12 protein-coding genes are annotated in these 12619 nt (G+C 54.5%); 6 read left to right on the forward strand and 6 right to left on the reverse strand.

Annotation, left to right across the window (positions count from 1 at the left end):
• Positions 1-30: 30 nt before the first annotated feature.
• Both bcp and EOS98_RS06515 read right to left on the reverse strand, forming a co-directional pair.
• Positions 31-501: a thioredoxin-dependent thiol peroxidase gene (gene bcp / locus EOS98_RS06510; protein ID WP_001068686.1), complete on the reverse strand. Its 471-nt coding sequence runs from the start codon at positions 499-501 to the stop codon at positions 31-33.
• Positions 501-1073, reverse strand: coding sequence for a glycine cleavage system transcriptional repressor (locus tag EOS98_RS06515; protein ID WP_000189061.1), 573 nt, complete (start codon positions 1071-1073; stop codon positions 501-503). The genes bcp and EOS98_RS06515 overlap by 1 nt, the downstream gene beginning before the upstream one ends.
• Positions 1074-1218: 145 nt before the next feature.
• Here EOS98_RS06515 and dapA point away from each other — a divergent pair, with 145 nt between their 5' ends.
• The 5 genes from dapA (at position 1219) to tmcA (ending at position 7064) form a co-directional block, all read left to right on the forward strand.
• Positions 1219-2097 carry a 4-hydroxy-tetrahydrodipicolinate synthase gene (gene dapA, locus EOS98_RS06520; RefSeq protein WP_126523922.1) on the forward strand — a complete coding sequence of 293 codons (879 nt, stop codon included), beginning with the start codon at positions 1219-1221 and terminating at the stop codon, positions 2095-2097.
• 16 nt (positions 2098-2113) lie between these two features.
• Positions 2114-3148 (forward strand): outer membrane protein assembly factor BamC, encoded by a 1035-nt coding sequence (gene bamC / locus EOS98_RS06525; protein ID WP_126523923.1) that lies wholly within the window; start codon positions 2114-2116, stop codon positions 3146-3148.
• Positions 3149-3322: 174 nt separating this feature from the next.
• Positions 3323-4036: a phosphoribosylaminoimidazolesuccinocarboxamide synthase gene (purC, locus tag EOS98_RS06530; RefSeq protein WP_001171630.1), complete on the forward strand. Its 714-nt coding sequence runs from the start codon at positions 3323-3325 to the stop codon at positions 4034-4036.
• Between the two features lie 130 nt (positions 4037-4166).
• Positions 4167-5030, forward strand: a complete 864-nt coding sequence (locus tag EOS98_RS06535; RefSeq protein ID WP_001267523.1) for a neutral zinc metallopeptidase — start codon at positions 4167-4169, stop codon at positions 5028-5030.
• 15 nt (positions 5031-5045) lie between these two features.
• The gene (tmcA, locus tag EOS98_RS06540) at positions 5046-7064 is read left to right on the forward strand and encodes a tRNA cytosine(34) acetyltransferase TmcA (protein WP_126523924.1); all 2019 of its coding nucleotides are present in this window, start codon (positions 5046-5048) and stop codon (positions 7062-7064) included.
• Positions 7065-7090: 26 nt separating this feature from the next.
• Here tmcA and EOS98_RS06545 read toward each other — a convergent pair whose 3' ends face one another.
• The 3 genes from EOS98_RS06545 to EOS98_RS06555 are packed head-to-tail and all read right to left on the reverse strand — an operon-like array spanning position 7091 to position 8806.
• Positions 7091-7291 (reverse strand): YpfN family protein, encoded by a 201-nt coding sequence (locus EOS98_RS06545; protein WP_000383839.1) that lies wholly within the window; start codon positions 7289-7291, stop codon positions 7091-7093.
• A 27-nt stretch (positions 7292-7318) separates the two neighbouring features.
• A complete protein-coding gene (gene dapE, locus EOS98_RS06550) occupies positions 7319-8446 on the reverse strand; it encodes a succinyl-diaminopimelate desuccinylase (protein WP_001277822.1) in 1128 nt (375 codons plus the stop codon).
• 3 nt (positions 8447-8449) lie between these two features.
• Positions 8450-8806 carry an ArsC family reductase gene (locus tag EOS98_RS06555; protein ID WP_000631923.1) on the reverse strand — a complete coding sequence of 119 codons (357 nt, stop codon included), beginning with the start codon at positions 8804-8806 and terminating at the stop codon, positions 8450-8452.
• A 412-nt stretch (positions 8807-9218) separates the two neighbouring features.
• Here EOS98_RS06555 and ypfM point away from each other — a divergent pair, with 412 nt between their 5' ends.
• On the forward strand, positions 9219-9278 hold the full coding sequence (gene ypfM / locus EOS98_RS06560) for a protein YpfM (RefSeq protein WP_001386977.1): 60 nt from the start codon (positions 9219-9221) through the stop codon (positions 9276-9278).
• A 101-nt stretch (positions 9279-9379) separates the two neighbouring features.
• Here ypfM and acrD read toward each other — a convergent pair whose 3' ends face one another.
• Complete coding sequence (gene acrD, locus EOS98_RS06565) at positions 9380-12493, reverse strand: multidrug efflux RND transporter permease AcrD (protein WP_001533680.1); 3114 nt, start codon at positions 12491-12493, stop codon at positions 9380-9382.
• Between the last annotated feature and the right edge of the window lie 126 nt (positions 12494-12619).

Consider the following 12619-nt stretch of genomic DNA (forward strand, 5'->3'; position numbering starts at 1 on the left):
CAGGCCGCACATCAGCGCGGCCTGAGGCTTTTACGCGTTTTCTTTCAGCCAGTTCAGCACCACATCATGGTGATTGCTGGTTTTAAAATCATTAAAGACGTGTTCAATCTTACCATCAGCGTCAATCAAAAAGCTGATGCGGTGAATGCCGTCATACGTTTTGCCCATAAACGACTTTTCGCCCCAGACGCCGAACTGTTCACACACCTGATGGTTTTCATCGGACAAAAGGGTAAAGTTCAGCAGCTCTTTTTCAGCGAAACGGGAGAGTTTTTCAGGTTTATCGGTGCTGATGCCCAGCACGTCCACGCCTGCTTTTTTGAGTTCGTCCATGTTATCGCGTAAGCCGCAGGCCTGCACGGTACAGCCGGGTGTCATGGCTTTTGGGTAGAAATAAACCAGAACGCGCTGTCCCTGGAAGTCGGTCAAATTTACTTGTTCCCCGTCTTGATCCGGCAAGCTAAATTTCGGTGCGATATCACCGGCTTTCAGTGGATTCATTACTTAACTCCATCCTGTTCATCATGTTGTGAGTAATTGACGACGTTTATACTGCCTTGCGCATTGAGTTCTGTACATAGTGCTTTAAAGGCTTGCTCAATATTTGCGGAATTTTGCGACGCCGGGCTATGTGCGGTGATTTGAATAAATAATTGCGCAGCTTTATCACCTTCAGCCGGCTGCGTGCGGGAGACCAGCTCCGCAATATTCATTTCATGACTATTAAACAGCGCGGTGAATCGCTCAATTAAATGCGGGGAGTCGGCGACCTCAACCTGAACCCATACCGTCGCGGGCATTGCCGGGCGGGGACGGTCGGACGTCCGTTTCATCACAATCAGCAGATCCAGCTCCGCGCCTTTTAACGGCAATGTCGATTCAATCAAGGTAATCGCGTTCCACGTGCCGGACAACAGCATAATAAACGTGAATTCATCGCCCAGCATCGCCAGTCGGCTGTCTTCGATATTACAGCCGCAACTGCTGACATGGCGAGTAATGGTATTCACAATACCGGGCCTGTCGGCGCCCAGCGCAGTGATAACCAAATAGTGTTGTGATGACGGTGTCAAACCAGTTATTCCTTTGAGCGGTGAGGTAATCTTAAGGAAACCATAAAAAAAACCTGCATACAACAATCAGAACGGCTTTGGTCGCTTGCTTTTATTGCCATACCAAACGTACCATTGAGAGACTTGTTTGCACAGAGGATGGCCCATGTTCACGGGAAGTATTGTCGCGCTTGTTACGCCGATGGATGAGAAAGGTAACGTCAGTAGGTCTTGCCTGAAAAAACTCATTGATTATCATGTCGCCAACGGTACCTCGGCGATTGTTTCGGTTGGCACTACCGGCGAGTCTGCCACGCTAAGCCATGATGAACATGGCGATGTCGTGATGATGACGCTGGAACTGGCTGACGGACGTATTCCGGTTATCGCCGGCACGGGCGCAAACGCGACCGCGGAAGCGATTAGCCTGACGCAGCGTTTTAACGATAGCGGCATTGTTGGCTGCCTGACGGTAACGCCGTACTACAATCGCCCCACGCAGGAAGGTTTGTTCCAGCATTTCAAAGCCATCGCGGAACACACTGACTTGCCGCAAATTCTGTATAATGTGCCGTCCCGTACCGGTTGCGACATGTTGCCGGAAACCGTGGGTCGTCTGGCGGAAATAAAAAATATTATCGCTATCAAAGAGGCGACAGGGAACTTAACCCGCGTTCACCAGATCAAAGAGCTGGTTTCAGACGATTTTATTCTGCTTAGCGGCGATGACGCGTCTGCGCTGGACTTTATGCAACTGGGTGGTCATGGCGTGATTTCCGTTACGGCTAACGTAGCGGCGCGCGAGATGGCTGACATGTGCAAACTGGCGGCGGAAGGGCAATTTGCCGAGGCGCGCGCTATCAACCAGCGTCTGATGCCGTTACACAACAAACTATTTGTCGAACCCAATCCTATCCCGGTGAAATGGGCATGTAAGGCATTGGGTCTTGTGGCGACCGACACGCTGCGCCTGCCAATGACGCCTATCACGGACCATGGTCGTGACATCATCAAAGCAGCGCTTCAGCATGCTGGCCTGCTGTAAAGTTTAGGGAGATTTGATGGCTTACTCAGTACAAAAGTCGCGCCTGGCGAAGGTTGCGGGTGTTTCGCTTGTTTTGCTGCTCGCTGCCTGTAGTTCCGATTCGCGCTACAAGCGCCAGGTAAGCGGCGATGAATCCTATCTGGATGCCGCGCCGCTTGCTGAACTTCACGCCCCGGCAGGAATGATCCTGCCGATAACGACCGGCGACTACGTTATTCCGGTCACGAAGGGGAGCGGCGCGGTTGGTAAGGCGTTGGATATCCGTCCGCCAGCGCAGCCGTTAGCGTTAGTGAGCGGCGCGCGTACCCAGTTCTCTGGCGATACCGCTACGCTATTGGTGGAAAATGGTCGTAGCAGCACGCTGTGGCCGCAAGTCGTCAGCGTGATTCAGGCGAAAAATTATCCGATTGAAAAACGTGACGATGCCAGCCAGACCCTGACGACCGATTGGGTGAACTGGAACCGCCTGGATGAAGACGAACAGTATCGTGGACGTTATCAAATCTCGGTGAAGCCGCAGGGCTATCAGCAGGCGGTAACGGTAAAACTGGTTAATCTGGAACAGGCTGGCAAGCCGGTCGCTGACGCGGCGTCGCTGCAGCGCTATAGCACGGAAATGATGAACGTCATTTCCGCCGGTCTGGATAAGACCGCTACGGATGCGGCAAATGCCGCGCAGAACCGTTCCGCCGCAACGATGGATGTGCAGAGCGCCGCTGATGATACCGGTTTACCTATGCTGGTCGTTCGCGGTCCGTTCAACCTCGTGTGGCAACGCCTTCCGGCCGCGCTGGAAAAAGTGGGCATGAAAGTCACCGACAGCACTCGCTCTCAGGGCAGCATGGCGGTAACGTACAAACCGTTGTCTGACAGCGACTGGCGGGATCTGGGCGCTAGCGACCCGGGCCTGGCGTCCGGAGACTATAAATTGCAGGTCGGCGATTTAGATAACCGCAGCAGCTTGCAGTTTATCGATCCTAAGGGGCATACTCTGACGCAAGGCCAGAACGACGCGCTGGTTGCCGTCTTCCAGGCAGCGTTCAACAAGTAATTTAACAGGGCTGGAGTAATCCGGCCCTTTTTTCTGATAAGATACGCAAACGTGTGCGTCGGTACAAAAACGCGATTTAACCGCTATTTCGCACCACAATTACAGGCCGACGTCTCCGGCAGGCGTAGCAGGAAATGAATACTTATCGTTAATTCACACCCAGGAGTGTTAAAGATGCAAAAGCAAGCTGAGTTGTATCGTGGTAAAGCGAAAACCGTATACAGCACGGAAAACCCGGACCTGTTGGTGCTCGAATTCCGCAATGATACGTCAGCAGGGGATGGCGCGCGCATTGAACAGTTTGATCGCAAGGGCATGGTAAATAACAAATTCAACCATTTCATTATGACCAAACTGGCCGAGGCGGGCATCCCGACCCAGATGGAACGTTTGCTGTCTGATACCGAGTGTCTGGTGAAGAAGCTGGAGATGGTGCCGGTTGAATGTGTGGTGCGCAACCGTGCGGCTGGGTCGTTGGTCAAGCGTCTGGGCGTGGAAGAAGGCATGGAGCTTAACCCGCCGATATTCGATCTGTTCCTGAAAAACGACGCGCTGCACGACCCGATGGTGAATAGTTCCTACTGTGAAACGTTCGGTTGGGTAAGTCAGGAAAATCTGGCGCGTATGAAAGAGCTAACCTACAAAGCCAACGACGTACTGAAAAAACTGTTTGATGACGCGGGTCTTATCCTGGTGGATTTCAAACTGGAGTTTGGCCTGTATAAAGGCGAAGTGGTGCTGGGCGATGAGTTTTCGCCGGACGGCAGCCGCCTGTGGGATAAAGAGACGCTGGACAAAATGGACAAAGACCGCTTCCGCCAGAGCCTGGGCGGTCTGATTGAAGCCTATGAAGCCGTCGCGCATCGCCTGGGCGTGAAATTAGATTAATTCCGCTTCTGACCGGGGGGCAACCGCTCTCCGGTATCATCCTTTCCTCATTCTGATAGCGTTTACCTGTGGTAATCCTGCGCCTGACCGCCTACGATCATCTGTATAACAAAGAGAGAATGAGGTGATTATGCGCTGGCAAGGGCGTCGTGAAAGTAACAATGTAGAGGACAGACGTAATCGGCCAGGCGGCCCCTCGCTGGGTGGTCCTGGCTTTCGTCTTCCGCGCGGAAAAGGCGGCATCATTCTGTTGGTGGTGGTGTTGGTCGCAGGGTACTATGGGGTGGATTTAACCGGTCTGTTGACCGGTCAGCCGGTTTCGCAGCAGCAGTCGACGCGTTCGATAAGCCCCAATGATGATGAAGCGGCAAAATTTACCTCGGTGATTCTGGCGACGACCGAAGATACCTGGGGGCAACTCTTTCAAAAAATGGGGCGCGGCTATCAGCAGCCAAAACTGGTGATGTACCGTGGTATGACGCGCACCGGCTGTGGTGCGGGTCAGTCCGTGATGGGGCCGTTTTACTGCCCGGCGGACGGCACCGTCTATATCGATCTCTCATTTTACGATGATATGAAAAATAAGCTGGGCGCGGACGGTGATTTTGCTCAGGGTTATGTCATCGCCCACGAAGTCGGCCACCACGTACAAAAACTGTTAGGTATTGAGCCGAAAGTACGCCAGTTGCAGCAAAACGCGTCGCAAACGGAGGTGAATCGCCTTTCGGTGCGCATGGAGCTACAGGCGGATTGCTTTGCTGGCGTGTGGGGACACAGTATGCAGCAGCAAGGCGTACTGGAGGCGGGCGATCTGGAAGAGGCGCTCAATGCCGCACAGGCTATCGGCGACGATCGCTTACAGCAACAGGGGCAGGGGCGCGTCGTGCCGGATAGTTTTACCCACGGCACCTCAGAACAGCGCTACAGCTGGTTTAAGCGTGGCTTTGACAGCGGTGACCCGGCGCAATGTAATACGTTTGGCAAAAACTTTTGATAAACCGGGGCAGGGATGTCTGATATCGATGCGCTACAGGCGTTAACGTCGCAAATGACACAGGAAGGCATTCGCCGTTTACTGGTCATCAGCGGCGATGCGGCGTGGTGCCGGGAGCGGGCCGAGGCGATACGCGCTGCGCTGCCCGGTGACTGGCTGTGGGTCGCGCCTGACGCGCCCGCCCAGCCGCGCTGTACGCCACAGGCGTTACAAACGCTGCTGGGCCGTGAATTCCGTCATGCGATATTTGATGCCTGGCAGGGCTTTGACGCCGCAGCGTTTGCCGCCCTGAGCGGGACCTTGCAGGCCGGAAGCTGGCTGCTTCTGCTGATGCCGCCGTATGAGACGTGGGAAAGCAGGCCTGATACCGATTCACTGCGCTGGAGCGACTGCGCGCAGCCTATCCCCACACCGCAGTTTGCACAGCATCTTAAACGGACTCTTTCCCGCGATCCGCAAACGCTGCTTTGGCGACAGCGCCAGCCGTTTTGCTGGCCATCTTATCCTTTCCGTGGACGCTGGCGACCCGCCACCGGCGAGCCGCAGCCGGAGCAGGCGGCTATCTTATCGCGTTTACGTGAAATGCCGCCCGGCGTGGCGACGGTGATTGCCCCCCGTGGGCGCGGCAAATCGGCGCTGGCCGGGCAATTCATCTCCCGGATGGCGGGTACGGCTATCGTGACCGCACCGGCGAAAACGGCAACGGATATCCTGGCAGCGTTTGCCGGTGAGCGGTTCTGCTTTATGGCGCCGGATGCGTTGCTGGCGAGCGGGGCAAGAGCCGACTGGCTGGTGGTTGACGAGGCGGCGGCAATCCCCGCGCCGCTGCTGCTGCAACTGGTTTCGCGCTTTCCCCGCATACTACTCACCACCACCGTTCAGGGCTACGAAGGCACCGGACGCGGTTTTTTACTTAAGTTTTGTGCCCGTTTTCCGCAGCTTCACCGCTTCACGCTTCGTCAGCCTGTCCGCTGGGCGCCAGAATGCCCGCTGGAAAATATCGTCAGCGAGGCGCTGATATTCGACGATGAAGCGTTTGCGCAGGCGCCACATGGCGCGATAGCAATCTCGGCGTTTTACCAACAGGCCTGGGTGAATACGCCCGCGTTGCCGAGGGCTGTGTATCAGTTACTGTCGGGGGCGCACTATCGTACTTCGCCGCTGGATCTGCGCCGAATGATGGATGCGCCAGGACAGCATTTCTTGCAGGCCACGGCGAATAACCGTGTGGCGGGCGCTGTCTGGCTGGTCGAAGAGGGCGGGTTATCCGCAGAACTCAGTCAGGCTGTATGGTGCGGTTTCCGGCGTCCGCGTGGAAATCTGGTGGCGCAGTCGCTGGCGGCGCACGGTAGCGACCCTTTAGCCGCGACGCTGGTCGGGCGTCGCGTAAGCCGTATCGCAGTGCACCCCGCTCGCCAGCGCGAAGGCATCGGTCAGCAGTTGATTGCCTGCGCGTGCATGCAGGCGGCGCAGTGTGATTATCTTTCCGTCAGCTTCGGCTATACGCCGGAGCTGTGGCGTTTCTGGCAACGCTGCGGCTTTGTACTGGTACGGATGGGCAACCATCGGGAGGCGAGCAGCGGTTGCTATACGGCGATGGCGTTATTGCCGCTGAGCGACGCGGGAAAACGGCTGGCGCAGCAGGAACACCGGCGTTTGCGCCGCGATGCGGACATCCTGACGCAGTGGAACGGCGAGGCGATACCGCTGGCGGCGTTAGACGAACAGGCGCTTAATGATGAAGACTGGCGTGAGCTGGTCGGCTTTGCGTTCGCGCACCGTCCGCTACTGACATCGTTAGGTTGCCTGCATCGTTTACTGCAATACAGCGCATCGCCATTACCGGCGCTGAGAGGGCGGCTGGAAGAAAAAGCCAGCGATGCCGAACTGTGCGCCCGGCTACGCATTTCAGGCCGTAAAGCTCTGCTGGCGTTGCAGCGTGCGCAGGCGGCGCAGGCGCTGATTGCGTTGGATGCCGGACGAACGCAGCGTTTACGCGACGTAATGCCCGGCGGTGGGGAGCATGCCGGATAGCGATACCTGTCCGGCATGATATCCGGTTACTTTTTCGGCTGATCTTTCTTCGGCCAGTCGTCTTCATCGTCCCACTTATCGTTAAAATCGCGATGCGGGGGCAGCTCAGGTTTATTGGCAAGGAATTTCTTATGGTCGATGCGTTTGAGATCTTTGATCACATTCAGCAGTACGCCTACCAGAAACACCAATACCAGAATCCACCAATATTTTGCCAGCCAGTCCATGCTTATTTCCTCTTACCGGAACGCTCATCAGGCGACGAGCTGTTCCATAATGCGTTGATACATACGGGCCAGTAGCTGGAGATCGGCGGCATTCACACATTCATTAATTTTATGAATGGTGGCGTTCACCGGCCCCAGTTCTACCACCTGCGCTCCCATACGGGCGATAAAACGTCCGTCTGACGTACCGCCCGTCGTCAGTAATTGCGGTTTAATTTCATTATAGTGCTCAATGGCGTTTACCACCGCGTCCACCAGCTTGCCGCGTGCGGTCAGGAACGGCTGGCCGGAAAGCCACCAGTCTACGGTATAGCGTAGCTGATGCTTCTCAAGCAGCGCATGTACCCGCTCTTTGATCATCTCATCGGTCAGTTCCGTGCTGAAACGGAAGTTAAACTGCACGAACAGTTCGCCGGGAATGACATTATTGCTGCCGGTGCCTGCCTGGATATTGGCTACCTGCATACTGGTGGCCGGGAAAAAGTCATTGCCCCGATCCCACTCGATAGCGACCAGTTCATTAAGAAAAGGCGCGGCGCGATGAACAGGGTTATCCGCCAGATGCGGATAGGCGACGTGCCCCTGAACGCCATGGATAGTGAGGTTACAGGTGAGAGAACCGCGACGCCCGTTTTTGACGACATCGCCCACAATTTCAGTACTGGAAGGTTCGCCGACCAGACAGTAATCCAGCCGCTCGTGACGGGCCATCAGCGCTTCAACCACCTTTACGGTGCCATTTTTTGCGCTGGCTTCTTCATCAGAGGTAATCAAAAATGCGAGACGACCCCGGTGATGAGGATGCTGCGCAACAAAACGTTCAGCAGCCACCACCATGGCCGCCAGTGAACCTTTCATATCTGCCGCGCCGCGACCGAACAACATTCCGTCGCGAATCGTAGGTTCAAACGGCGGATTGATCCAGCGATCGACATCGCCAGCCGGTACGACGTCAGTATGCCCGGCGAACGCCAGCGTTTCGCCACGCCCACGCCATGCCCAAAAATTTTGCGTGTCGCCAAAATCCATATGCTCAATGGTAAAACCGATTTTACGCAGGCGTTCAATCATTAATGCCTGACAGCCTGCGTCATCCGGACTCAGGGAGGGGCGACGAATAAGTTGCTGTGTCAGCTCAATAACCGGGCACGACATAGACTACACCTCATCAAAAAACTGCTGATAACGGGATTCACTGAAACCAAGCAGCATAGGCTTCCCGGGCGCGCAGAGCAATGGGCGTTTGATGATTGCCGGCTGTTCAACCATGAGAGCAGCGGCGGAGTCGGCATCGGTAATCCCGCTGCGGTCGCCTTCATCCAGTTTGCGCCATGTTGTGCCGCGCGTATTCAGTAACGGCTGCCAGCCGAGTTCGGCAATAAAGGTATTAAGAAGAGGGAGGTCTATGCCATCCACACGGTAATCGTGAAAACGATAATCAATGCCATGCTCCTCCAGCCAACGGCGCGCTTTTTTGATCGTGTCGCAATTCTTAATGCCATAGAGGGTAATCATATTGAATCCTTTAACGCGAAATTCGAATAAATAATCAATAGTATCGTCTGCGGGATAATAAGTGTGGCTGTTAATGGTTATTTATCCAGCGCTGATCGGCAATCAATATAACATTGTTGAGTGAATGTGAATAATGATTCCAAAACGTTCCAGATGTGGCTTGTTTATAATTCGCGAGGAAAATCCTATTTTGCGCACATGCAATTGTTTGTTTTTTAACCCGATTTGATAAAGTAGTAGAAAAGGTATTAATGTTGCTAAATATTGCAGTAAGTCACATAAAATTTACGGCTACAGCGCCATAGTAATATCATAGACAGTATAACCAGAGGATATCGCAACAATCGGTTAAATGAACTTCTCTCTATACCGCTAACTACGTAGAATACCCATAATAATAAGAGAGGCTATTATGATTGAACGTGAACTGGGGAACTGGAAAGATTTTATCGAAGTCATGCTTCGTAAATAAATGCCTGGAAGGCACCGCGCTCCCATAGGGGATAAGAAAAGGCGACTCAACGAAAGTCGCCTTTTTTGTGCCCGACACCTCGTATCAGGCTGGCCGGGAGCTTATTCCGGGCGCGGCTTCAGCGGGAAGCGGCGACGTATCAGCACGAAAAACAGGGGTACAAAGAAGATAGCCAGAATGGTTGCTGAGATCATTCCCCCCATCACGCCGGTTCCGACAGCATGTTGGCTACCCGAGCCTGCCCCGGTGCTGGTGGCCATCGGCAATACGCCAAAGATAAACGCCAGCGAAGTCATCAGTATCGGTCGCAGGCGCTGGCGGCTGGCGTACAGCGTGGCGTCTAACAGCGCGTGTCCCTTCTGATTCATTTCGTTGGCGAATTCCACAATCAGAATCGCGTTTTTCGCCGAGAGGCCGATAACGGTCAACAGCCCCACCTGGAAGTAAACATCGTTTTCCAGCCCGCGCATCCAGGTAGCGAGTAGCGCGCCAATGACGCCGAGCGGCACAACCAGCATCACCGAGAAGGGCACCGACCAGCTTTCATACAATGCCGCCAGACACAGGAAGACGACTAATAGCGAAATAGCGTACAGCGCGGGCGCCTGCGCGCCGGAGAGCCGTTCCTGGTAAGACATGGCTGTCCATTCCAGGCCAAAACCGCCCGGTAGCTGATGCACCAACGACTCCATGACATCCATCGCCGTCCCGGTACTGACTCCCGGCGCGGCCTCTCCGACAATTTCTACCGCCGAATAGCCGTTATAGCGTTCCAGACGCGGCGAGCCGGTTTCCCAGCGCGAGGTGGCGAAGGCGGAGAAGGGGACCATGCCGCCATCTTTGTTACGGACATACCAAAGATTAATATCATCCGGCAACATACGATATTTCGCTGCGGCCTGAACATAGACCTTCTTCACGCGACCACGGTCCATAAAGTCGTTGACGTAGCTCGATCCCCAGGCTGTTTGCAGGGTGTCGTTGATATCGTCAATCGATACGCCCAGCGCCTGCGCTTTCCGTTGGTCAATATCAATTTGCAGTTGCGGGCTGTCGTCCAGGCCGTTGTGGCGCACGCGGGTCAAGGAACTGTTTTTCCCGGCCAGCTCAATGAGTTGATCTCGTGCGGCCATCAGCGCGTCATGGCCTGCTCCGGCGTGATCCTGTAATTCCATATCAAAACCGGCGGAGCTGCCCAGACCGCTAATTGCCGGCGGGCTGCTGGCGAAGACGCGAGCTTCTTTAATCTGGTTAAACGCTTTTGTCGCCCGCTCAATAATGGCGAACGAGGAGCCGGTGGTGGGATCGCGCGCGTCCCAGTCTTTCAAGCGAACAAACATGCGTGCGACGTTTTGCCCATTCCCGCCAGGGCCGGAACCTACCGTCGAGAAGACCGACATAATGTTGTCTTTCTCATGGGTGAAGTAATAGTTTTCAACTTTTTCAACGACTTTCAGGGTCTGCTGTTGCGTAGAACCGCTCGGTAGCTGGATAGACGTAGTGAACATGCCCCGATCTTCTTGCGGTAGAAAGGAGGTGGGGAGACGCAAAAACAGGAACACCATGCCGCCAAGCAACAGAACATAAATCAGAATCCAGCGCAGGCTGCGATGCAAAATTTTCGCTACGCCTTTCTCATAACGTTCGGCATTACGATTGAAGGTACGGTTAAACCAGCCGAAAAATCCGCGTTGCCCGTGCTGTTCGCCTTTGTGCAGCGGTTTTAATAACGTTGCGCACAGCGCCGGTGTCAGGATCATGGCGACCAGCACCGACAGCACCATTGCCGAGACAATGGTGATAGAAAACTGACGATAAATCGCCCCGGTGGTACCGCCAAAGAACGCCATCGGCACGAATACCGCAGACAGCACCATCGCGATACCGACCAGCGCCCCCTGGATTTGCCCCATGGATTTGCGCGTCGCTTCACGCGGCGTGAGTCCTTCTTCGCTCATGATACGTTCGACGTTCTCCACCACCACGATGGCATCGTCGACCAGGAGCCCGATTGCCAGCACCATCGCGAACATGGTTAATGTGTTAATACTGTAGCCGAACGCGTAAAGCACGGAGAAGGTGCCCATTAATACTACCGGCACGGCGATCGTCGGAATTAGCGTGGCGCGAAAGTTTTGCAGGAACAGATACATCACCAGGAAAACCAGCGCGATAGCTTCCAGCAACGTTTTGACCACATCGATAATCGAGGCTTTGACAAAGGAGGTGGTTTCATACGCGATCTTGTATTCCAGCCCTTGAGGGAAGTACTGCGCCAGCTCGTTGAGGCGATCCAGCACCAGCTTCGCGGTCGCCATTTCGTTCGCGCCGGAAGCCAGCTTAACGCCAAGACCGGAAGCCGGCTTGCCGTTAAAACGGCTGAGGTAGTCATATTTTTCCGCCCCCAGCTCCACGGTGGCAACATCGCCCAGTTTGACCTCGGAACCGTCCTGATTAACGCGCAGGGTGATATCGCGAAATTGTTGCGGCGTTTGCAGCAATGACTGCGCATTAATGGTGGCGTTCAGCGCCTGTTTGTCGACCGAAGGCGTACCGCCAAGCTGCCCGACGGCGATTTGCGCATTCTGCGACTCAATTGCATCGGTCACGTCTTTCGTGGTCATCTGAAAACTATTCAATTTGGCCGGATCGAGCCAGATACGCATAGAGTACTGTGAACCATAAGCGTCAATATCGCCGACGCCGTTGACGCGGCTGAGCGGGTCCTGAATATTACTGGCGACGTAGTCGGCGATATCCTGCTTGTCCATAGAGCCGTCGGTAGAGACGAAAGCGATGGTCAAAATATTGGTATCGCCCGTTTTGCGTACCGTGACGCCTTGATCCTGTACCGCCTGCGGCAGTTTACGCATCGCGGACTGTAACTGGTTTTGCACCTGCTGAACCGCCTCATCAGGATCGGTTCCCGCAATAAAGCTCAGGGTGATGGTCGCCTGTCCGGTTCCGCTGCTTTGTGATGACATGTACATCAGATTATCGAGGCCCGTCATATTCTGCTCAATAACCTGGGTTACGGTATTTTCCAGCGTTTGCGCCGACGCTCCCGGATAATTCGCGGTAATACGTACGTTGGGCGGCGCCAGATCGGGATATTGTTCAACAGGTAAAGAGAAAATGGCTAACGCCCCTGTCAGACACAACAGGATAGCCAGCACCCAGGCAAAAATGGGGCGATCGATAAAAAAATTCGCCATTAAAGGGAAACCTCGTGTTTCTACATATCGTTATAGATTTGAACTGCTTCACTGTAGCGGCAAGCTACGAGCCAAACGTGGAGAAATAAAGGAGATAATGTAAATTATCATGCGCTTTTACAGCAT

The sequence above is a fragment of the Salmonella sp. SSDFZ69 genome, assembly GCF_004010755.1.
In the GTDB taxonomy this organism is placed as follows: domain Bacteria; phylum Pseudomonadota; class Gammaproteobacteria; order Enterobacterales; family Enterobacteriaceae; genus Salmonella; species Salmonella enterica.